The 21324-nt window shown below is 48.8% G+C and carries 23 protein-coding genes; 17 read left to right on the top strand and 6 right to left on the bottom strand.

Features of this window, described 5'->3' with window-relative positions:
- Nucleotides 1–5: 5 nt before the first annotated feature.
- Genes lepB through recO form a run of 5 tightly spaced genes read left to right on the top strand, consistent with a single transcriptional unit; the run spans nucleotide 6 to nucleotide 3794 of the window.
- Nucleotides 6–1061 carry a signal peptidase I gene (gene lepB, locus GVJ32_RS01255; protein WP_159238236.1) on the top strand — a complete coding sequence of 352 codons (1056 nt, stop codon included), beginning with the start codon at nucleotides 6–8 and terminating at the stop codon, nucleotides 1059–1061.
- A 15-nt stretch (nucleotides 1062–1076) separates the two neighbouring features.
- Nucleotides 1077–1448, top strand: a complete 372-nt coding sequence (locus GVJ32_RS01250; protein ID WP_159238235.1) for a DUF4845 domain-containing protein — start codon at nucleotides 1077–1079, stop codon at nucleotides 1446–1448.
- A gap of 2 nt (nucleotides 1449–1450) precedes the next feature.
- Complete coding sequence (gene rnc, locus GVJ32_RS01245) at nucleotides 1451–2128, top strand: ribonuclease III (protein ID WP_159238234.1); 678 nt, start codon at nucleotides 1451–1453, stop codon at nucleotides 2126–2128.
- The gene (gene era / locus GVJ32_RS01240) at nucleotides 2125–3045 is read left to right on the top strand and encodes a GTPase Era (RefSeq protein ID WP_235034997.1); all 921 of its coding nucleotides are present in this window, start codon (nucleotides 2125–2127) and stop codon (nucleotides 3043–3045) included. The genes rnc and era overlap by 4 nt, the downstream gene beginning before the upstream one ends.
- A gap of 2 nt (nucleotides 3046–3047) precedes the next feature.
- Complete coding sequence (gene recO, locus GVJ32_RS01235; protein ID WP_159238233.1) at nucleotides 3048–3794, top strand: DNA repair protein RecO; 747 nt, start codon at nucleotides 3048–3050, stop codon at nucleotides 3792–3794.
- A 103-nt stretch (nucleotides 3795–3897) separates the two neighbouring features.
- Here the strand turns inward: recO and GVJ32_RS01230 are convergent, their stop codons facing one another.
- Nucleotides 3898–4029, bottom strand: coding sequence for a DUF2986 domain-containing protein (locus tag GVJ32_RS01230; RefSeq protein WP_159238232.1), 132 nt, complete (start codon nucleotides 4027–4029; stop codon nucleotides 3898–3900).
- A gap of 191 nt (nucleotides 4030–4220) precedes the next feature.
- Here GVJ32_RS01230 and GVJ32_RS01225 point away from each other — a divergent pair, with 191 nt between their 5' ends.
- The 3 genes from GVJ32_RS01225 to GVJ32_RS01215 all read left to right on the top strand — a co-directional run bounded on the left by GVJ32_RS01225 (nucleotide 4221) and on the right by GVJ32_RS01215 (nucleotide 5844).
- Nucleotides 4221–4757, top strand: a complete 537-nt coding sequence (locus GVJ32_RS01225) for a YdeI/OmpD-associated family protein (protein ID WP_159238231.1) — start codon at nucleotides 4221–4223, stop codon at nucleotides 4755–4757.
- Nucleotides 4758–4855: 98 nt separating this feature from the next.
- Nucleotides 4856–5203 carry a DUF2200 domain-containing protein gene (locus tag GVJ32_RS01220; protein ID WP_159238230.1) on the top strand — a complete coding sequence of 116 codons (348 nt, stop codon included), beginning with the start codon at nucleotides 4856–4858 and terminating at the stop codon, nucleotides 5201–5203.
- Nucleotides 5204–5385: 182 nt separating this feature from the next.
- The gene (locus GVJ32_RS01215) at nucleotides 5386–5844 is read left to right on the top strand and encodes an SRPBCC family protein (RefSeq protein WP_159238229.1); all 459 of its coding nucleotides are present in this window, start codon (nucleotides 5386–5388) and stop codon (nucleotides 5842–5844) included.
- Between the two features lie 50 nt (nucleotides 5845–5894).
- Here GVJ32_RS01215 and GVJ32_RS01210 read toward each other — a convergent pair whose 3' ends face one another.
- Entirely contained in the window at nucleotides 5895–8267 is a 2373-nt protein-coding gene (locus tag GVJ32_RS01210; protein WP_159238228.1) for a TonB-dependent receptor, read from the bottom strand.
- Nucleotides 8268–8534: 267 nt separating this feature from the next.
- Between GVJ32_RS01210 and GVJ32_RS01205 the strand changes: the two genes are divergently transcribed.
- Nucleotides 8535–9161, top strand: coding sequence for a TetR/AcrR family transcriptional regulator (locus GVJ32_RS01205; protein ID WP_159238227.1), 627 nt, complete (start codon nucleotides 8535–8537; stop codon nucleotides 9159–9161).
- A 40-nt stretch (nucleotides 9162–9201) separates the two neighbouring features.
- On the opposite strand, the gene GVJ32_RS01200 is transcribed toward GVJ32_RS01205, so the two are convergent.
- Nucleotides 9202–9654, bottom strand: coding sequence for a YbaN family protein (locus GVJ32_RS01200; protein ID WP_159238226.1), 453 nt, complete (start codon nucleotides 9652–9654; stop codon nucleotides 9202–9204).
- A gap of 411 nt (nucleotides 9655–10065) precedes the next feature.
- Here GVJ32_RS01200 and GVJ32_RS18260 point away from each other — a divergent pair, with 411 nt between their 5' ends.
- The 8 genes from GVJ32_RS18260 to GVJ32_RS01160 all read left to right on the top strand — a co-directional run bounded on the left by GVJ32_RS18260 (nucleotide 10066) and on the right by GVJ32_RS01160 (nucleotide 18680).
- Entirely contained in the window at nucleotides 10066–11043 is a 978-nt protein-coding gene (locus tag GVJ32_RS18260) for a Zn-ribbon domain-containing OB-fold protein (protein ID WP_159238225.1), read from the top strand.
- Nucleotides 11030–12103 (top strand): thiolase domain-containing protein, encoded by a 1074-nt coding sequence (locus GVJ32_RS01190; RefSeq protein WP_235034996.1) that lies wholly within the window; start codon nucleotides 11030–11032, stop codon nucleotides 12101–12103. The genes GVJ32_RS18260 and GVJ32_RS01190 overlap by 14 nt, the downstream gene beginning before the upstream one ends.
- Complete coding sequence (locus tag GVJ32_RS01185) at nucleotides 12103–13266, top strand: thiolase domain-containing protein (protein WP_159238224.1); 1164 nt, start codon at nucleotides 12103–12105, stop codon at nucleotides 13264–13266. Before GVJ32_RS01190 ends, GVJ32_RS01185 begins: the two co-directional genes overlap by 1 nt.
- A gap of 189 nt (nucleotides 13267–13455) precedes the next feature.
- Nucleotides 13456–15087 (top strand): acyl-CoA synthetase, encoded by a 1632-nt coding sequence (locus GVJ32_RS01180; protein ID WP_235034995.1) that lies wholly within the window; start codon nucleotides 13456–13458, stop codon nucleotides 15085–15087.
- A gap of 24 nt (nucleotides 15088–15111) precedes the next feature.
- Nucleotides 15112–15933, top strand: a complete 822-nt coding sequence (locus tag GVJ32_RS01175) for a crotonase/enoyl-CoA hydratase family protein (protein ID WP_159238223.1) — start codon at nucleotides 15112–15114, stop codon at nucleotides 15931–15933.
- A gap of 93 nt (nucleotides 15934–16026) precedes the next feature.
- Nucleotides 16027–17190, top strand: a complete 1164-nt coding sequence (locus GVJ32_RS01170) for a CaiB/BaiF CoA transferase family protein (protein WP_159238222.1) — start codon at nucleotides 16027–16029, stop codon at nucleotides 17188–17190.
- Nucleotides 17183–17857 (top strand): nitroreductase, encoded by a 675-nt coding sequence (locus GVJ32_RS01165; protein ID WP_159238221.1) that lies wholly within the window; start codon nucleotides 17183–17185, stop codon nucleotides 17855–17857. Before GVJ32_RS01170 ends, GVJ32_RS01165 begins: the two co-directional genes overlap by 8 nt.
- A 55-nt stretch (nucleotides 17858–17912) precedes the next feature.
- Nucleotides 17913–18680 carry an enoyl-CoA hydratase-related protein gene (locus tag GVJ32_RS01160; RefSeq protein ID WP_159238220.1) on the top strand — a complete coding sequence of 256 codons (768 nt, stop codon included), beginning with the start codon at nucleotides 17913–17915 and terminating at the stop codon, nucleotides 18678–18680.
- An 87-nt stretch (nucleotides 18681–18767) separates the two neighbouring features.
- Here the strand turns inward: GVJ32_RS01160 and GVJ32_RS01155 are convergent, their stop codons facing one another.
- From GVJ32_RS01155 to GVJ32_RS01145, 3 genes are read right to left on the bottom strand one after another with little or no spacing between them, the layout of a single operon-like run.
- The gene (locus GVJ32_RS01155) at nucleotides 18768–19634 is read right to left on the bottom strand and encodes an acyl-CoA thioesterase (protein WP_159238219.1); all 867 of its coding nucleotides are present in this window, start codon (nucleotides 19632–19634) and stop codon (nucleotides 18768–18770) included.
- A gap of 28 nt (nucleotides 19635–19662) precedes the next feature.
- Nucleotides 19663–20106, bottom strand: coding sequence for an acyl-CoA thioesterase (locus tag GVJ32_RS01150; RefSeq protein WP_159238218.1), 444 nt, complete (start codon nucleotides 20104–20106; stop codon nucleotides 19663–19665).
- On the bottom strand, nucleotides 20103–21254 hold the full coding sequence (locus tag GVJ32_RS01145; RefSeq protein ID WP_159238217.1) for an iron-containing alcohol dehydrogenase: 1152 nt from the start codon (nucleotides 21252–21254) through the stop codon (nucleotides 20103–20105). Before GVJ32_RS01145 ends, GVJ32_RS01150 begins: the two co-directional genes overlap by 4 nt.
- Nucleotides 21255–21324 lie beyond the last annotated feature (70 nt).

The following is a 21324-nucleotide window of genomic DNA, read 5'->3' as shown; positions in this document are numbered from 1 at the left end:
GCCGCATGGTGAATTTAATTCTGATGGTGGTTGCGGCTGTTTCATTGGTCGTTTGGTTGGTTCAAGAGGTTAAAGGCCGCCGCCAAATGCAGCAGGCCTTGCAATGGTGTGCCGAAAAGCGCACTGCCAGCGATGCAATAACACTTCGTCAACAAGTTGTGCCGAGATGGTTGGAGTGGACTTACCGCTTGGTCGTATTTACTTGGTTTATATGGATTGCTAGCGTTGTCCTGATTAAAGACGGAGATTTTGCACTTGCTTTAGTCGTTCTTACTATCGTCGCGNGTATTATTGGTGGGCTTGATCGATTTGTATTCGAAAAAGCGCGACAAGCATATGTTAGTGCAGGCAATGTAGCGGTTTATATCACCTACTTTGTAAAACAGGATCAAGACACACTTAAAAACGAATTCGGAGGCATGCTGCCAATTGCAGAGAATGCCCGGTCTTTTTTTCCTGTTTTATTAGTAGTTTTAGTTCTGCGCTCATTTATTATTGAGCCATTCCAAATTCCGTCAGCGTCAATGGTGCCGAGCTTAGAGGTCGGTGACTATATACTAGTAAATAAATTCAAGTATGGGCTGCGTTTACCCGTTGTCGGCACCAAAATACTTGAAGTCGGTGAGCCTGAGCGGGGCGACGTGATGGTGTTTTTCCCACCTAACGATAGCCGCTATTTTATAAAGCGGGTGATCGGGCTGCCTGGGGACGAGATCCGCTACATCAATAAACAGCTCTACGTAAACGGTGAAATCGTTCAGCAATCTTTGATTGCAGAGGTGCCGCCTCTGCAGCCGGTTACGCAGGTATTAAGCGAACAGTTGGGCGCGGTTAATCATTTGGTACATCACGATAAGCGTATTTATCGCGGCGATTTTGTCACCAAGGTTGAAGCGGGGCACTATTTTATGATGGGTGATAATCGCGATAACAGTAGTGATAGTCGAGTGTGGGGGCAGGTTCCACAAGAGAATATTGTAGGTCAGGCATTTGCTATTTGGATGCATTGGCATTCATTTAGCGATTTACCAAATTTTAATAGAGTGGGCCGTATTCGCTAGCGATAGGACATTAAAATGAAAACAACACAGACTGGCATGGGAATGATTTCTACACTCGTGGTATTAGTTGTAGTCATCGTATTTGCGACCATCGCCGTGAAATTAATGCCTATATATGTTGATTATTGGACGCTGACACGAATCATAACTGACGTGGTTGACGAAGAACGCAGCGATGAGCCAACGCCAGCGGGTATTCGTAGTGATTTGTCCAATCGCTTTATCACTAATCGCATTGAAGCGATTTCATTGCGAGATATTAAAATCAGCAATGATAAAAAAGGTGTCGTTATTGATGCGCGCTACGAAAAGAGAACCCCGATAATGTTTAATGTTGATGCCGTGGTTCGCTTTGACGAAGCTGTATTTGTGGTACCTCGGAGTTGAAATTGAGAACCCCTGACGAGCTATGTCAGAAGATTGGCTACCAATTTAAGGATGAGTCATTGTTAGCAATGGCCATTACCCACCGTAGTTTCAGTGCAAACAATAATGAGCGTATTGAGTTTTTAGGCGATTCGCTGCTCAATATGATCATTGCTGAAGTATTGTATAAGCGCTTTCCTGATTTGCGTGAAGGTGAGCTAAGCCGTATTCGCGCGTTAATGGTGAGTGGCAAAACTTTGGCCGAGTTAGCAACAGAGTTTGAGTTGGGAGGGTTTTTACGACTGGGTGCGGGTGAAAAAAATACCGGTGGTCATCGTCGTAACTCTACCCTTGCTGATGCGGTAGAAGCATTGATTGGGGCCATTTATATTGAGTCTGGTTTTGATATTTGCCGCGAGCGCGTTTTGTCGTGGTTTGAATCTCGACTTGCGGTACTTAACCCCGAATCTAGTCATAAAGATGCCAAAACCCGCCTTCAAGAATTTTTACAGGCGCGTAAGTTGCCTTTACCTGATTATCAATTGCTAGATACTGAAGGCGCTGATCATCAACAAACATTTATAGTGAGTTGTTCGGTATTGTTGTTAAAGTCAGCGATATCGGCTTCGGGTAGCAGCCGTCGCAAGGCCGAACAAGCCGCCGCAGAAAAGGTGCTGGCTGCCTTAAAGGATACTGAATGAGTAATGACGAGTCGAAAGATATGAGTAAGCAGCGCTGTGGTTTTGTCGCCATTGTAGGCCGCCCCAATGTGGGAAAATCTACTTTGCTAAATCATATTCTTGGCCAGAAAATAAGTATTACCTCGCGTAAACCCCAGACTACCCGGCACCAGGTGCTGGGTATAAAAACCGAGGGTGAGAATCAGTTTATTTATGTAGATACACCGGGTTTACATGTGAAAGAAGAGAGGGCCTTGAATCGCTATATGAACCGTGCGGCAAGCTCAGCGATGAAAGATGTCGATTTAGTCTTATTTGTGGTGGATAGAGATCGCTGGACCGATGATGATGAGTTGGTGCTACGCAATATTAAAAATGCGCGTTGCCCCGTTGTTCTGGTTATCAATAAAGTCGATAGATTGGATGATAAGGGGCAAATTCTGCCGCTTATTGAAACCTTGCAAGCAAAGCATAGCTTTGACCATGTTGTGCCTATATCAGCATTGCGCGGCCATAATCGGGAAGAGTTGGAAGCGGTTATTGCGCGGTTTTTGCCTGAAAATGCGCACATGTATCCAGAAGATCAAATTACCGATCGCAGCGAACGTTTTCTTGCGGCTGAATTGGTGCGTGAAAAAATCATGCGTCAGCTAGGTGAAGAAATTCCTTATTCAATGACCGTAGAAATTGAAGAATTTAAGGCGTCGCCTCGTTTATTAGAAATTAGCGCCCTAATTTTGGTTGAACGCGACGGGCAAAAGAAAATTATTATTGGTGAGGGCGGTAGTCGTTTACGCCAGATCGGCACCGAAGCGCGCAAGGATATGGAAATCGCCTTTGATAATAAAGTCATGCTGCGTTTATGGGTCAAGGTTAAGTCTGGCTGGGCCGACGACGAACGAGCGCTGCGTAGTCTCGGTTACAACGACTTTAAGTAAAAATGAATAGAGTAGATGGGGCGCCGTGTTTTGTTTTGCATTTGCGGCCCTATCGCGATACTAGCGCCTTAGTAGATTTATTTAGTTTAGAACATGGCAGATTTACCTGCGTAGCGAAGGGGCTACGAGGATCGGGGCGATCTCGTCAGCATTGGCGAGCGGCACTGCAAGTGTTCAATTTAGTATCGGCAAGCTGGCAGGGAAGGAATGAACTCAAGTCTTTACTTGATGTGCAGCAGCAGCAAAGCTACTCACTAAAAGGCCGTGCTTTATTTTGCGGTTTTTATATTAATGAATTATTAGAACGCCTGCTGTACCCCCTCGATCCCCATTCAGAAGTGTTTCTTAATTACACTCACTGCATTAGTCAACTTGCAATAGGGGCTGATCTAGAGCCAACACTGCGACGTTTCGAATTTGGCTTATTAGAGTCACTCGGTTACGGCATCAACTTTACCTATTGCACACAAAGCCAAGAGCCCGTAGAGAGTAATCGGTTTTATCAATTTGAAGTGGGCGAAGGCTTGAGACCAGCGTCGGAGAACGCCGTTGGCATGGTGTTTTCTGGTGCAGATTTATTGCAATTAGCAGCTGATGATTTTGGCGAAGATACGGCATTGCGGGCCGCTAAACAGTTGAACCGCGCAGCGTTAAGTGTGTTGTTGGGGGATAAACCCTTGAGAAGTAGAACCTTGTTTACGTCCAGTGCAGTGCCAATTAATGGTAAGTTGCCAGCAGGTAATGGGTAAGCGGATGGCAAATTACTGCTGTTGTTATAGAGGGTATATTTGCGTTTGTTACGGTATCCATAGTGGATAATGAGCGGACTACACGGAAGAGTTCAGTCTTTGTTTATTCAGCTTCTGAGTTTGTCGGTCTATCTGCTTTGGCAATATAGCGGGGCTTGTTCTTTGTTTGTACTTTTGCGTTCGTCTTTTTGATCTTGGTATTTAGCAGCTTATTCATTTTCTTTTTTCTGTTCATAACTGCTCCAAGAGTGAGTGGTGGCGTAGGTGCGGATTTGTATATATGCGCAGCACAGATGGTCCACATCATACCACTGTTATCGCTAAACCAAAGCTGTCTGCCGTACTTTGAAGGCTGGGTGACCATTATTTCCCTATTTGATATATTTCCAAGCAAAGTTTTAAGTGGAAAGCATTGGGTGGGGCGAAATGAAACAGCATTTTAAAGAAACATTACGCCGTCCCGTGCTGGCTGATAATGAAGAATCCTGGGCCTTTATTATTTTGCCTAAGGCGCTCAGTGGCACTCTTTCTCGTCGTGGGCGAATAACGGTAGAGGCCAGCGTTAATGATAGTAGCTTCATCGTCACCCTCGAGCCCGACGGTTACTTGAGTCACTGGCTGCGAATTAGCGCCGAGGTATTGAAATCGGCAGAGGTGAATTTTGGCGATCTTGTCTCAATTGCAATCACGCCGCTAGATCAGGAGCCAGAACCGGAAGTGCCTGCAGATTTTAAATTAGCCTTAGGAAAGGCTCCAGATGCCGGTGCAGTTTGGGCGCAGACGACAGTCATAGCGAGGCTGGATTGGATACATTGGATTGAATCTGCCAAGCAATCTAAAACCCGCGCTAAGCGCATAGCTAATGCCTGCGATATGCTTTCCTCGGGTAAGGGACGGGTTTGCTGTTTTGATCAATCTGGATTTTACAGCAAAGCCTTACGCGCCCCAAAGGAGGCGAGCTAATTCTGCTTGCTGTTTGGTCATTTCATTTTACGTAAATACGATATTAAGCATGTGGTGAAAGGTGTACTTCTTATACGAGTATTTACTGAGGAGTTATCGTGGCGGGACATAAAATTTTTACGACGAGTTTCTCTAAAGTGTATCCCCTATATGTCCAAAAGGCGGAGCGCAAAAGTCGTACAAAAGCAGAGGTGGATGAAATTATTTCTTGGTTGACCGGATATAATAAGGTGGAACTAGAGTCTCAGCTTGAGAAGCAAATTGATTTTTATGGTTTCTTCGCGCAGGCCCCCGCTATACATCCAAATGTGTCGCAGATTAAAGGCTTGGTGTGCGGTGTTCGTGTGGAGGATGTCGAAGATCCGCTCATGCAGAAAATACGTTTTTTAGATAAATTGATCGATGAACTTGCCAAGGGCAGGTCGATGGAAAAAATTCTGCGTTAGATGAAGGATGCATGCCTCTGGGTTGTGACTGTAAATTTTTTTGCGTGGGTGTCGATCTTCCAAGCCGCCATTCGACTATATTGAGAGGAGCTTAATTCGGCTGCATTTTTGGTTTACCGCACGGCGCTCCTAGCAAAGCAAACACATGACTAACAAGCCCAGCTTTAAGGCGAGGAGAGACTATGGCTAATGAAGAATCAACAGTGCGCCTGCATCGGGTACTACGAGCGCCGCCGGCGCGGGTCTATAAAGCTTTCACGAATAAAGGCGCGATTGAGCGCTGGCTACCGCCATACGGATTTGTTGGCACTATCCACGAGATCGATGTTTGTATTGGCGGCGGCTATCGGATGTCGTTTGAAAATTTCAGTACTGGCGGAAGTCATTCTTTTAGCGCTACTTATACGGAATTGCAGCTAAATCAACGGATTGTGCATCGCGATCGCTTTGATGACGAAAATCTACCTGGTGAAATGCAGGTGGTGATCGATCTTAAGGAGGTTTCCTGTGGCACGGATATAAGTATCGTTCAGTCGGGCATTCCCGCCCTAATTCCAACGGAAAATTGTTATTTAGGTTGGCAGGAATCGCTTGAGCAACTTGCCAAATTAGTAGAGCCAGAAATTCCTGACGGCGGGTAGCTTGGGAGAAAGAGTGGCAGCAAATGACATGCTGCCACTTATTTTGCATTTTAGAATGCGTAGCTTACCGAAAGATTGTAACTGCGTGGCTGTCCGGTGTAGCGGGCTACGGAATCGCCAATTTGGAACACGCCGATGGTTGAGTATTCGTTTGTTAAGTTGCGACCGGCTGCAACAATACTCCATGTTTCATCAACACTAACAAGGCGTAGCCGCGCACCAAGTAGGCCAAATTCATCGTGGGCGTAATTTGGATCTTCCTCAATTGTCGAGTTGGTTTCGCTGGTATAGCTGTAGTCGACGGCTAGGCCCATATCCCAGTTAGTGCTTATGGGGAAGCTATAATCAACAAGTGCGGTACCTTGCCAGTTGGGTGAGAAATTGAAGGGTCGTCCGGCAAAGTTTTCTGCCTCGCCATTGATGTTGAAGCTTTCAAATTCCTCGATTTTACTGTCGATATACGATGCTGCAAGTGAGATGAAAAGACCTGCGGTGGGGTGGAATTGCAAATCAACTTCAGCCCCGCTGATATTGGATTTTGGCGCATTTTGCAGTATGGGCAGCGGACCAAATACGGCGTCGTTAATGCGGGTCAGTAATTGCTTGTCGCTGTAGTCGTAGTAGAAGGCGGCAAGATTTAACTGCAATGTATCGTCAAATAGTCCGGTCTTGCTACCAATCTCATAAGCCAGCAGCTTTTCTTGGGTAACCGGCACTAATTGCTTTTGGTCACTGCCGTTGAGGACAGGGTAGCCGCCTGATTTGTAGCCTTGTACAAAGGAGGCGTAAAGTAGTGCGGTATCACTAGGCGTCCAGGTTAGCACCGCACGTACGGCAACATTGTCTTCGTCCAATGTGTCGGTGAATATCTCGGTGCTGCCATCTTCTGCCAAGGTAAAGCATTCCCCTTTTAGAACGATATCTGGGGTAGTTAGCGCCAGCAGAGCGCGCTGGGCTGACAAGGCGGTAAATAACTGAGAGGTGCCTACGCCGCTGGCTTCATCGGGTTCGTAGGAGCAGCCACTGTAGTCACGGGACTCATCTGAATAGCGTGCGCCGAGGGTTGCTGACCACGCCTCACTAAACATCCAGTCTGCGCTAAAAAATACCGAAGCCGCAGTAGCTTGGGTGTCGCCCTTAGCGCCTGCGCGGTTTGACACTGTGGCCTGCCCAGTAATGGGGTCCTGGAAAAGCAGACTGATGGTGTCGACATAGGTCAAGTGATCTTCTTGGCCGTCGTCGTAGCTATAGTTGGCACCTAATACCCAGTTCACATCAGCGCCTTCTGAATGTAGGCGGAATTCCTGGGATGCGGTAGTAACGCTGGCGTTTATTATTTGCTCAGAGTTTAAAACTGACAGGCCCGAACCCGGTATTTGAGAGCCATCCGATTCCACCTCGCCATAAGCACTCAGGGACACAAAGCGCAGCGTATCGTTGAGGTACCAGTCAGCGCGCAGCGATGCGTTGTAGAAGCTGTCATTTACCTTCCAGTCGTAGCCGGGAACCCAATCCGCTTCACTTGGATCGTCGCTGTTAGGCACAACAGGATGGCTGCGAACCTGTGGTGCAAGTGCAAGGTCACCTACAAAGGGATTGCCCGCTTTGATCGCGACTGGCTGTGCAGCTTGGGCGTCGCTGCGGTCACGCCAGCCACTGGCATTGACACTAAGCTCAAGATCTTCGGTGACGGACCATTCCACAATACCGCGAAATGATTGTTTATCTATTTCGCCTAAGGTGTCATTTGGCCGCGTAATACTGTGTTGCCAACCTTCATTCGCGCGGATGTTCTTGATCGCTAATCGCGCAGCTAGTGTTTCGCTCAGTGGCCCGCTGATGACCGCTTCTACTTCACTTTGTTGGAATTTGCCGTAGCTTGCGCTGACTGAGCCGGATAGCTCTTGGGTCGGTTTGTTCGCAATATAGTTAATGGCGCCGCCGGTTGTGTTCCGACCAAACAAAGTACCTTGGGGGCCTTTTAAGACTTCTACACGCTCAAGGTCTAGGTTGGCGCCCTTGGTCATAATTGAATAGGGCAGGCTCACCTCATCAACATAAACCCCAACGGTAGAGGTGGCGGTGTAGGTTGTGTCGTTAAAGCCCACTCCGCGAAGAGTGTAAACCGGCGTGTTGTAGCCGTTTTCAGAGGCGTTAAAACCGGGTACCAGCTTGCCAAGGTCGCGGGTATCAACAACGCCTAGCGCCTTTAAGGAATCGCCGGTAAAGGCAGATATAGCGATGGGTACATCGTTTACCGACTCTTCCCGTTTTTGGGCTGTTACCGTTACCTCCTCGATTACCGATTTAACTTGACGCTTTTGCTCCTGACCGTGCGACAGCGGTGACAGCAGAAAGAGCGGGATGGCAGTGGCGACAAATGCAAGTGGTGTTGTGTTTCGTAGACGTGAGTGAAGTTTCATGTATTAGCCTCAGCAGCTTATTCTAATGTTATTAATAGAGTTTAACGACGTTATTGATATATAGTTGTGACGTATATTCACTATATGTCACAAGTTACATGAAAGCTGAACAAGTGTTCAGCCGGTATAGCCAAGGCGTGCAGTAATATCGAGTGAGCTTAGCGTTAGCGCGGTAGGGTAGATACCCTAGGATTTTTATAACTGTTTGATTTTATTTAAAATGTATCCGGTGCGGTAACGCTCGTGGCGGGTGTTTTGAGAGAAGTGATGGCTACAAAAGAGATAAAAAATGCAGGTGCAGGTAAGCAGCTAAACGACAGCCGCCTCAGTGCGGTGAATGATCTCGAATTGCAAAAACGGATACTTAATGTTGCGGCAAAGTGTTTTAAGCGCTTTGGCGTTCGTCGAACAAGATTAGAAGACATCGCGAAGGAGGCGGGTGTAAGCAGGCCATTGTTGTATAAAATTTACGGTAGTCGCCAGGCCTTAATGGAGATTCTTATCGCCAAAGAGGTTGAAGACATCATTAATGATCAGGCGACCTATATTGCGAGCTACAGCAGTTTTGCAGAGGCTATTGTCGAGGGCTCCGTCAGGGGGATCGAGCGATCGCGCAAGGCGAAATTACTTAGTGATCTTATGGCGAATAATACGGCATTGCAGATGCCTGATTTGGTATTAGACGACAGCAAACCGTTTAAGGCTATTGCCATGCGAATTTGGCAGCCAGTATTTGAAATGGGGAGAGCATCGGGAGAGGTGAGTGCGGCCCTGACTAACGATGACTTATTTGAGTGGTTGATGAGCGTTCATTACATGTTTCTATTACGTAATGAGCTCAGCGCAGATCGTATCCGCCGCCTACTGGGTCTGTTTTTATCCCTGCGAGCGTAGCGATTAAGTTGATGTGCAAGTGCGCAAATAAAGTTTAATGCTACTGATTTTCTTTAGGGCTTATTGTCGTCTTCTCTGCGTCAGTTGTTATAGGCTCGTCGGCAGATGGCTCAGGCTGTCGCATAATATAAAAACTCATTATTGCCGCAACTGAAATCATCATCACGCTCAGCCAGTGGATTTTTACGATAAGAAGCGAGCTGGTCAGAATGGTGATCCATAGCATTGCAATAATAAGAATTTTTATCCGTCGCGGAATCCCTTGGCCGTTCAGATAGTAGCGAATGTACTTCCCCCACCAGCGGTGTTCTGTCAGCCATACATAAAAGCGCGGCGAGCTGCGTAAAAAGCAGGCTGCGCTGAGTAATAAAAATGGGGTTGTTGGCACCACTGGCAATAACAAACCGATCATCCCTAAGACAAAGGAAATCCAGCCGATAACAAACAGGGTGTAGCGAATGGCGGGGTTGGGATGCTGATATGGTGTTTTCATTATTACTCTAATTTGATGCTTGCCGCTTACCTTAGCAAATAAGCACGAAGGGGCGAAGCGGATTTTTTGGGCGGACGTCGAAGGCTTTACGCTGGACGGGAGGCGGTTGACGCAAGCCCCGAGGGGTTATTCCGCACGAAATACTAGCTCGAAGGGGGGCTTTGCGTTTCCCGTCTCCCATCAAGCATCCTACGCGAAGCTCTCAGCCTACCACCTAAGCTCCTATCGTCCGACGCAAGACTTCCGACATCCGACCATTCCTTAAAAATCCCTGATCGTTTTTGTCATCTACTTGATCAGCAGCGACATTGTTCGATTTCTGGCCCACAGAGATACTTCTTGGCAAGCGGGTTAGTAGTGCGGGCTTGTTGCGCGTATTGCCACCGAATTTAAACACGAAGGAGAGACCTGATGTCGTCATCGGCTGAAATTCTTAGCCAAGCCTTTACGCTGGGCTATACCTATACGCGGTCTACGGGGCCTATTGTGGGGCAGTTTTTGACCTCGCTGCGGGCACGTAAAATGGTTGGCATTAAAGCCAGCGATGGCAAGGTGCTGATGCCGCCGGTGGAATTCGATCCGGTCAGTGCTGCGGCATTGAGCGAGTTTGTCGATGTAGCCGACTGCGGCGTCGTAAAGACGTGGTGCTGGGTTAAGCAGCCCCGCAAAGCTCATCCAAGCGATAAGCCGTTTGCGTGGGCGATGATACTACTCGACGGCGCAGACACTCCCATGCTGCATTGGATCGACGCGGGTGACGAGGCGGCCATGAGTACAGGCATGCGCGTCAAAGTGCGTTGGGCTGAAGAGACCAAGGGCTTGATGAGCGACATTAATGGCTTTGTGCCAGAGGCTGCCGCGCTGCTGGGCGAGCTAAAGCCTGCGGCGTCTGATGAGCAGATTACTGGCATGGAAGCGCCAATCTACCTGACCTATAACTTCACCGCTGGTAAAGCGACAGCGCGCTATTTACAGTCAATGAAAAAAGGCAAGTTGGTTGGTCAGCGCTGCCCTAATTGCCGCAATGTCTATATTCCACCACGCGGTTCTTGCGCGGCCTGCGGTGTGCCAACCGAAGAAGAAGTGACCTTGGGTAATAAGGCCACAGTTGAATCTTTCACTATCGTTTACATCCCCATTCCAGGTAACCCGATTAAGCCGCCTTACGTTATCGCCAACTTGGTATTAGATGGCGCGAACCTGAGTTTCTTACATTTGCTCAGCGAATGTAAGAACGAGGATGTGCGCATCGGTATGCGCGTAGAAGCACTGTGGAAGCCCGAAGAAGAGTGGGGCTACGCCATGGAAAATATTCAGTACTTTAAGCCCATAGATGAGCCGGATGTACCGGTGGATCAAATTGGCAAATTAATAGATGAGGGCCGATAAAATGCGTGATGTTGCGATAGTTGCCTTTGCGCAATCGAATTGCCAGCGGGATGCTGGTGCGCAAAATGAAGTCGAATTGATTATGCCGGTGTTAACCGAAGTGTTTAAACAAACCGGAATCAAAAGCGCGCAGGACGTTGATTTTACCTGTTCTGGTAGCTGTGACTACCAGCAAGGTGCGGCCTTTGCTTTTGTTGCCGGTGTGGATGCTCTAGGCGCTGTGCCGCCGATTAAAGAATCACATGTAGAAATGGATGCAGCGTGGGCGCTTTACGAAGCGTGGCTGAAAATCCAAATGGGGCATGCTGAGTCAGCATTGTTGTACGGTTTCGGCAAATCTTCTCCGGGTGAGCTACCGATAGTGCTGTCTCAGCAACTTGATCCGTATTACCTCGCGCCGCTGTGGGTAGACACCATCGCTTTTGCGGCGATGCAGGCGAGAACAATGCTGGATTCAGGTGAAATCACTGAAGCCGATATGGCCGAGGTGGTGGCGCGCTCAAGAAATAATGCGTTGGCTAATCCCCATGCGCAGTTAAAAGGTGATCAGACCGCCGCTGATTTATTAAAAGAAGCGACCTATGTTTCTCCCTTGCGTCTACATGACTGCTGCCCCATTTCAGATGGTGCTTGCGCCATGATTATTTGCACCATTGAAAAAGCAGAGGAGTGGGGCAAGCCCTACGCCATTATTAAAGGCATTGATCACCGTATCGAAACCCATCACATCGGCTCGCGTGATTTAAGCCGCTCAGTATCGACTGAAATTGCCGGTGAAGCCGTTGGCGTAAAAAATGGCAAGGTTGATGTTGCTGAGCTGTACGCGCCCTTTAGTCATCAAGAAATTATTCTTAAAAAGGCTCTGGGTTTGGGCGATGACACCGTCATTAATCCCTCTGGTGGCGTGTTGGCGGGTAACGTCATGATGGCATCGGGCTTGTCGCGTATTGGAGAAGTCGCCATGCGAATTATTCGCGGCGAAATAACACGCGGGGTTGCCCACGCGACATCAGGTCCGTGCTTGCAACAAAATCTAGTTACCGTACTGGAGGCGAAATAATGGCTCAGTTAGCTGCGGTTGTTGGCGTAGGCCAAACAAAATATAAAACCAAGCGCAAAGACGTTTCTATTGCGGGAATGGTACGGGAAGCGGCGGTAAACGCCCTTGAAGATGCAGGCTTAACGTGGAATGACATAGACGCGGTCATTATCGGCAAGGCGCCGGATATGTTTGAGGGCGTGATTATGCCCGAGCTATATTTGACTGATGCCTTAGGCTGTAATGGCAAGCCAATGTTGCGTGTACACACGGCGGGATCGGTGGGTGGTTCTACCGCCATCGTGGCGGCAAGTTACGTGCAAAGCGGCGTGTTTAAACGTATTTTGACGGTGTCTTATGAGAAGCAGTCAGAGTCTAACGCAATGTGGGCCTTGTCTAATCCACAGCCGTTTTCGCCGCATTTGAATGCCGGTGCCGGTGGTTATTTTGCACCGATTATTCGCGAATATATGCGTCGCTCAAATGCGCCTTACGATGCAGGTATTAAAGTTGCGGTGAAAGATCGTTTGCACGGTGCAAAGAATCCCTTAGCGCATTTGCAGCTGCCAGAAATTACCATGAAAGAAGTGGAAGATAGTCCCATGCTGTGGGAGCCGCTGCGTTTCTTGGAAGCCTGCCCTTCTTCAGATGGTGCGTGTGCGATGATTATTGCCAATGAGGAGTTGGCAACAAAGTCACCACGTAAACCGGCATGGATTCGTGGTACTGCCATGCGCTCAGAGCCGACCATGTACGCGGGTCGTGAGCAAGTTAGCCCACAGGCCGGTATCGACTGCGCCAAAGATGTGTATGCGCAAGCGGGTATTCATAATCCGCGTAAAGATTTGGACTGTGCCGAAGTCTATGTGCCGTTCTCGTGGTATGAGCCAATGTGGTTAGAAAATCTTGGCTTTGCCGAAAAAGGTAAGGGCTGGGAGTTAACCATGGACGGCTCTACCTCATTAATTGAGGGTGGAGATATACCGTGGAATTGCTCCGGTGGTGTATTGTCGTCTAACCCGATAGGTGCATCCGGCATGATTCGCTTTGCCGAAGCCGCCCAGCAGGTGCGTGGTGAAGCGGGCGGACATCAAGTGGATGGGGCTAAAACGGCCTTAGGCCATGCCTACGGTGGCGGCGCGCAGTTCTTCTCGATGTGGGTAGTGAGTTCAGAGAAAGCGTAATTCGCTAAACCGCTACCTTGTTGCCGCCGTGCTGCTCTCGTCTTTTGGGAGGATGGTGGCGCTCGGTGGCGGTTGCTATATTTATGAGTCATTTATACTCTTGCTGCCGGTGCTATTGGGGCGAGAGGCTTGAATGTTTCTCAGAATAATTTGCGAACATCGCACAGAAAATAATAAGGGATTGAGAATATGGCTATGCATTTTAACCTCGCTGATTTGTTTGAAGCCGTTGCTGACAAAGTGCCGGAGCGCGAGGCACTGGTTTGTGGAGCAAGCCGCTGTAGCTATGCTGAGTTGGACGCTGGCGCGAATCAAATGGCACATTATCTTGCGGCTAATGGTGTCAAAGCCGGCGATCACGTCGGCCTGTATATGTATAACTGCAACGAATATCTGGAAGCGATGCTCGCGTGCTTCAAAATTCGCGCGGTGCCCATCAATGTTAACTACCGCTATGTGAAAGATGAGTTGCTCTATATTTTTGATAATGCGGATATGGTTGCCTGTATTCATCATCGCGAATTTATACCCGCGATTGCCGAGGTTCGCAGTGCCGCTAAAACCCTGAAACTGTGTGTTTCAGTTGCTGACGACAGTGATTACGCCTTGTCTACAATCGACGCGGTGGACTATCACACCGTGCAGCAAACCCAGAATAAAGCCCGCGATTTTGGCGAGCGCTCAGGGGACGATTACTTCATTCTTTACACTGGCGGCACCACAGGTATGCCCAAAGGCGTGATGTGGCCGCATAAAAATGTGTTTTTTGCCGCAATGGGCGGCGGCGGGCATTTCTCGCCCCTTGGCGCCTGCGAAAAGCCAGAAGACATGGCAAGCCGAGTAACTGAACATCCTTTGCGCGGTATTGCGCTGGCGCCGCTGATGCACGGTGCGTCGTGGTGGTATGCCTGTATTCAATTGTTGGCGGGCAATGCCTTAATCCTAAATCACAAACGTTCTTTCGATGGCGAAGCCGTTTGGCAGATTGTTGCCGATGAGAAAGTGAATGCGGTACAGATTGTTGGCGACGCCATGGCGATTCCTTTGCTAGATGCCTTGGCAGAAAACCCTGATCGCTGGGATTTAACGCCCGTTTTTAACGTCGGTTCCGGCGGCGCTATTTTCTCAGACGCAAAACAAGAAGCCTTTAAAAAGCACTTCCCCAATGTGTTTATCACCAATAGCTTTGGCTCGTCGGAAGGCGGCCAAATGGGGATGGATAACGGCAGTAAAAAAACGGCGTCTGGCCTTGGTAATGTGAGTCGCACAGATTATATGGACGTGATTATCGACGTTGAGGGCGAGCCACGTCGTCATGCTGAGCTTGGCGAAACGGGTATTTTTGCTCGTGCCGGTTATATCCCCAATGGTTACTACAACGATCCGGTGAAAACTGATAAAACCTTTATTAAAGTCGATGGTAAAACGTGGTTGCTTACCGGCGACGCGGCCAAAATTGAAGATGACGGGTCGATCACGGTATTTGGGCGCGGCTCAAATTGTATAAACAGTGGCGGCGAAAAAATCTTCCCAGAAGAAGTGGAAGATGCTCTTAAAGCCCACGACGGTATATTTGATGCGCTGGTGGTTGGTGTTGCAGATGAGCGCTGGGGTAGTCGTGTCAGTGCAATTATCCAAGCCCGCAAAGGTATTCAATTAAGTTTAGAGAATATTCAAGAGCATTGCCGAAAGCATATTGCCGGCTACAAAGTGCCACGGGAAATTCATTTAATAGACGAGCTGCCTCGCGCCCCAAGCGGCAAACCAGACTACAAAACCGCTAAAGCGTTTGCAGAGAGTGGCAAGGGCGCAGTCGCTTAATAATAAATTAATGGAGTTAATATCATGGCAACCGAGTTAGCCATCAGTACCAAAACCTGCATCGTTGAGCAGGAAGGTCATGTATTGATCGTCACCCTTAATAGGCCTGAAGCTAAGAACGCGTTTAATCCCGAAATGTTGTTGGGCTTGTATAAAGCATGGCGTTTATTGGATGAAGACGACAATCTTTATTGTGCGATTCTCACCGCCAATGGCGATACCTTTTGCGCCGGTATGGATTTAAAAGTCGGCCCCGATGGGGACCAAGGTACCACCCAAGAATTTATGGATTTAATGGGTACGGTTCCCAATATTCACTGGCAGGCCTTGCTACGTGAAAATCGTCCCTGCAAGCCTTTGCTGCTTGCTGTTGAAGGTTACGCGCTAGCAGGTGGTACTGAAATTCTACAGGGCACGGATATTCGTGTTGCCGCAGAAGACGCCATCTTTGGTGTAACCGAAGTGGCGCGTGGTTTGTATCCCATGTCGGGTTCTACTATTCGTTTACGTAAGCAAATTCCTTACTGCTTGGCTGCCGAGATTTTATTGTTGGGTGAGCATGTGTCTGCCCAGCAGGCATTGGAATTTGGTCTTATTAACCGAGTTGTGCCAAAAGGTGAAACCTTAAACGAAGCTAAGAAATTGGCCGAGAAAATTTGTGCCAATGGCCCGATTGCGATTAAAGCCGTGGTGCGTTCGCTACGTGAGCATACCGAGCATTTGGCCGAAGATGAGGCAATGCAAAAGTCAGATGAATTAGCTGGCCCAGTGTTTGGCTCTAAAGATGCCAAAGAAGGCATGCGTGCCTTTAAAGAAAAACGTCCTGCGGTATTTACCGGCGAATAGCTTATTCCCCCATATAGCGGTGGCTCAAAATATTGAGTCACTGCTGCGTCGCATATCTTCCTGCAAATCTCCGTCTATAAAGCGAGAACATCAATGTCTGGCCCATTAACTGGTTTGCGTATTATAGAAATGGCGGGCATTGGCCCCGCGCCGTATGCCTGTATGCTGCTGTCAGACCTTGGCGCAGAAGTTATTCGCATTGATCGCACCTCTGGCGGCGGCTTAGGCGGGCACCCCGGTGACATTACCGCCCGTGGTCGCAAATCCATTGCTGTCGACTTAAAACAGCCCGACGGCGTTAAGCTTGTTTTACAGTTATTGGAATCCGCTGACGTATTGATTGAATGCTTTCGCCCCGGTGTAATGGAAAAGTTAGGCTTGGGGCCAGACGACTGCGCTAAGCGTAATCCGGCATTGGTTTACGGGCGAATGACGGGCTGGGGACAAGATGGCCCGATGGCCAAGCGTGCAGGGCACGATCTTAATTACATTGCTATTACCGGCTTATTAGGCAGCTTTGGCACTGCAGGCGAAGCACCGCCAACGCCCTTGAATGTAATTGGCGATTTGGGCGGCGGTTCCATGTTTTTATTGTTGGGGGTCTTGGCGGCGTTGTTAGAGCGCAAACATTCGGGTGTTGGGCAGGTAGTCGATGCCGCGATTTGCGATGGCACTACCTCACTACTCAGTACCATTCACGGCCTGAGGGGCATCCAATTCTGGGACCTTGAACGCGAGCAAAATATGCTAGATGGCGGTGCGCCATTTTATAGAAGCTATTTATGCAAAGATGGTCGTTCAATGTCGGTTGGCGCAATAGAACCCCAGTTTTATGCGCAACTACTCGCAATTTTAGAAATAGACCTTGGCGGCAGCGATTATTTCTCGCAGATGGATAAGGCTCAATGGCCTTCACGTCGTGCACAAATGGCGGCGCGGTTTTTAGAAAAAAGCCGGGACGAATGGGCTGTGTTGTTTGAGGGTAGTGATGCCTGCGCAGCTCCGGTGCTGGATATGGAGGAGGCTGCCGATTATCCGCATAACGCCTTTAGGAAAAACCTTGTTCGCCGCGATAATGTTTTACAATCTGCACCTGCGCCGCGTTTCTCACGCACGCCCGGTGAGATTCAGCACTCCCCGGTAGCCGAAGGTGCAAATACAATAGCTATACTGAACCAGTTAGGCTTAGGTGCTGATCATATAGACCGGCTGTTAAGCGCCGGCGTTGTTAAACAAGTGGATGGCGTTAATGAGTGAATCTTTAAAGGTATTTAGTGACATTGTGAACACGCGACGTTCAGTCCGTGCATTTCTGGCCGAGCCTGTTGCTCAGGCTGAATTAGAGTCTATTTTTGCACTTGCGCAACGCGCGCCCTCAAACTGCAATACCCAGCCTTGGCAAGTGGCGGTGGCGAGCGGCGCAAGTATTGAAAATCTTCGCAGTAAAATTCCACCTGCATTTAGTGCCGGTGAATGGACAATGGATTTTCCTTACGACGGAAAATATGCCGGTGTGTATAAAGAGCGTCAATACAAGGCCGCTGCCGATTTATACGATGCCATGGGTATTACCCGCGACAATAAAGCCGCCCGCAACGAACAATTCATGAAGAACTACGAATTTTTCGGTGCACCCCATGTGGCGTTTTTATTCTTACCAGAACCCTTTGGGCTTCGTGAAGCGGCTGATCTTGGTATGTACGCGCAAACATTGATGCTGAGTATTAGCGCACATGGCCTGGCGAGTTGCCCGCAAACGGCACTTGGCTTCAATTGTGATTTGGTCAGACAGGAGCTAAATATTAATCCGGCGAATAAATTATTATTTGGCATTTCCTTCGGTCGGGAAGATACCTCAAGCGCGGTGAATACTTGCCGTACCGATCGCGCGGACCTTGCAGACACAGTCAGGTTTTATAGTTAAAGAATTTATTAGGGCAGGCCTGCTCCCCATAAAATGAATAAAAAATGAGAAGAATATGAGCGACACGGTATTACAGCAACTTGATGATGACGGCGTATTATTGCTAACGCTAAATAGGCCGCATAAAAAAAATGCCTTTAGTAATGAACAATGGTTGGCGTTTAAAGATGCCCTTGTTGCCGCAAGTGATAATCCACTGGTTGCCTGCGTGGTCATTACCGGTGCGGGTTTCGATTTTTCATCCGGCGTTGATCTTAACGACTTCTCTGAGACCGAAGGTGAGCATCCCTTTGCTGTGTCGGCCAAGGCCTTGGTAGATTTTGATAAGCCGGTGGTTAGTGCAGCACGGGGTGTCGCCGTTGGCGGTGGTGCGACCTTATTGCTTCATACAGATGTTGTTTACGTTGGCGATAGCCTGCGTTTACGCTTTCCTTTTACTGCACTGGGTTTGGTGCCGGAGTGGGGCAGTAGCTACCAGTTACAAGTAATCATCGGTGCACGTAAAGCCGCAGAGCTGATGTATACCTCGGAATGGATCAATGCAGATAAGGCTGTTGAACTAGGGATTGCGACTGCCAGTTTTGACGATGATGTGCTTTTAGATAAGGCAATGGAAAAGGCGCGGGAGATTGCCCAATGGCCAATTCCTTCCTTGGTCGAAACTAAAAAATTAATGCGTAATGTCCATCGCGCGGCAATTCACTCTGCAATGGGCGGCGAAACCGAAGGCATGTCTCGCCTAGCGGGAACGCCAGAAAATATTGAAGCCGTGGTTGCGATTATGGAAAAACGTAAGCCTGATTTTAAGCAGTTTAGAGGTTAGTGATATTGTTAAGTACGAAGGCGGTCAAAAGGCCTGCCATTATCTATATGAGAATGGCAGTCTAACCTAGCCGCTAACTTCGCGAAGCTAGCTTCCTCGTTTTTTCCTCATAATGCCTTCTTGGGCGCTGCTGGCTACCAGTCGGCCAGCGCGGTCGTATATTTTTCCGCGTACAAAACCACGGCCATTGGAGGCGCTCGGGCTGTCCATGTCGTAGAGCAGCCAGTCATTGAAGTCGAAGGGGCGATGGAACCACATGCTGTGGTCAATGGTGGCCATGCGCATGTCTTCGGTTAAAAACGAGACCTCATGAGGCTGGCTAGCAGTCGCTAAAAAGAAAAAGTCTGAGGCGTAGGCGAGCATGTAGTTATGAATGCAGGGATTGTCTGGCAAGCCACCAAAGGGCCGCATCCAAATTTGTTTGGTGGCCGGGCCTTTGTAGGGTTTTTTTAGGTCGTAGTAATTTACCGCACGAAAATCAATGGCGCGCACGGCGTTAAACTTTGGCAGCCATTCTTCTGGTGCAAAACGTAGATCCTCTTCGCGTAATTCCAATTCTTGGGGTAGATCATCTGGCGGCGGTACCACAGGCATTGCGCTCTGGTGGTCGTAGCTGTCGATATTCAGTTGGAATGAACTGGTCATGAAGAAAATGGTTTGCCCGCGCTGCACGGCTTTCACTCGGCGATTTGAAATAGTACCGGCGTCGAGATTACTTTCTACCTCAAAAATAATAGGGTAATCCGGGTTGCCTGGTCTTAAAAAATAGCTGTGAAATGAGTGGATATGGCGTTCGGGATCGACCTGTTGCGCCGCCGCAGATAATGCTTGAGCGATCACTTGGCCGCCGTAAACTCGGCCCCAATCGGTTGCTTCGGATTGGCCGCGATATATGTTTTCATCAATTTTTTCGAGGGTGAGGAGTTCAATTAAGCTCTTTAATCCGTCTGACATAGTTACTCCTATTTAGCTTTAGTCACGGTTACTCTTGAGACATAAGCGGACTTAATACGGCTCTTACATTGTCAGGAATGCTGACTGGCCGGTTGGTTTTGCGATCGACGTATACATGCACAAAATTGCCCACCGCTGATGCTGTTTGCTCATCGTTACGAAACAGCGCGGTCTGGTAGCGAACACTACTATTACCGAGATGCTCTACTCTAATACCGACGGTGACTAGGTCGGGAAAACTGACGGCGGAAAAATAGCGGCACTGGGTTTCTATTACTAAACCGATGGCAGGGCTGTTGGCAATATCGAGTACGCCGCTGTTAATCAAATGCTGGTTTACTGCGGTATCAAAGAAGGAATAATACACCACGTTGTTTACGTGTTGATACACGTCGTTGTCGTGCCAGCGGGTTTGAATATTTGAAAAGTGCTTGAATTCTGCCCGAGTAGGAATCGGTGTGTTTTCGCTCACAGAGCCTCCTTATAGAGTGCAATGGCATCGCTTAAGTGAATTTCTCTTGGATTATTTATGAGCAGGCGGGTCTGCTTCATAGCGTCTTCGGCAAGCAATGGAATGTCATGCTCGCTAATGCCGACTTCACGCAGTGATTCGGCAATACCCAATTCTTTGGGTAAATCTTTTAGATAGTTGAGTAGCGAGGCGGCGCGGGTTTGCGGTGTACCTACGGCGGCGGGGAATACCACGTCGGCTAATTCTGCATAAAGATGCTCAGCGTCGCGCAGGTTAAAACGCAGTACGGCATCTAACATCAAGGAGTTTGATAAGCCGTGGGGGACGTGAAAGCGTGCACCAACAGGGTAGGCCAGTGCATGAACACCGCCAACAGGCGCGTTGGCGAAGGCCATACCCGCTAGACAGGAGCCGAGTAGCATGTTCTCTCTAGCCTGAATGTTTTCGCCATGCTGGCAGGCGGTATGAATATTGGCCGCCAGTAAGCGCAGGGCATCTTTGGCAAGGCTGTCGGATATTGGGTTTTTTAAGCGCTTACTGGTGAAGGCTTCAATAGCGTGCACCATCGCGTCTATACCGGTTGCTGCGGTGACATGACTTGGTAGGCCCAAAGTTAGCTCTGCATCAAGCAGAGCTAGGTCGGGGAGTAGCAGCGGCGATACCACGCCTTTTTTCTCATTTTCGCCGGTGGTGACAATGGCGATAGCGGTAACTTCTGAGCCGGTTCCCGCCGTAGTGGGAATAAGTACCAAGGGGAGGCGCTGTCCCGTTGCCGCATTGACACCGTAGACATTGCTGAGCTTTTGCTCGCTGCGGCACAATAGAGCGATTAGCTTGGCGGCATCCATTGAGCTACCGCCTCCAAAGCCAATAATACAATCAACTTGTTGCTGCTGTGCTGCGTAAATACCCTGTTGGATTACCACCTCTGGCGGGTCTGCGACGACATCGGAAAAGACCGATACGGCAATGCCGAGTTCAGCAAAGTTGCTTAAGGTCGGCTGTAATAGACCTGTTTCAAGTACGCCGGAATCGGTAACAATCATGACTGATTTGTAGTCCAAACCGCTAAGGCGCTCAGCCAAATGAGCGGCGGCGCCACGTTCAACGGTAATGGATTTCGTAGTATGGAACTCAAAGGCTTTCATGCATTTATGCCCTAGTCTTGTTATTTTACGAGTCTAATGCTGCGCAATAGCGAGCGCGGCAAGCGTCTGC

Origin of the sequence: Zhongshania aliphaticivorans, assembly GCF_902705855.1 — a bacterium.
GTDB classification, from domain to species: Bacteria; Pseudomonadota; Gammaproteobacteria; order Pseudomonadales; family Spongiibacteraceae; genus Spongiibacter; species Spongiibacter aliphaticivorans_B.
This window is presented reverse-complemented; position numbering and strand designations above follow the sequence as displayed.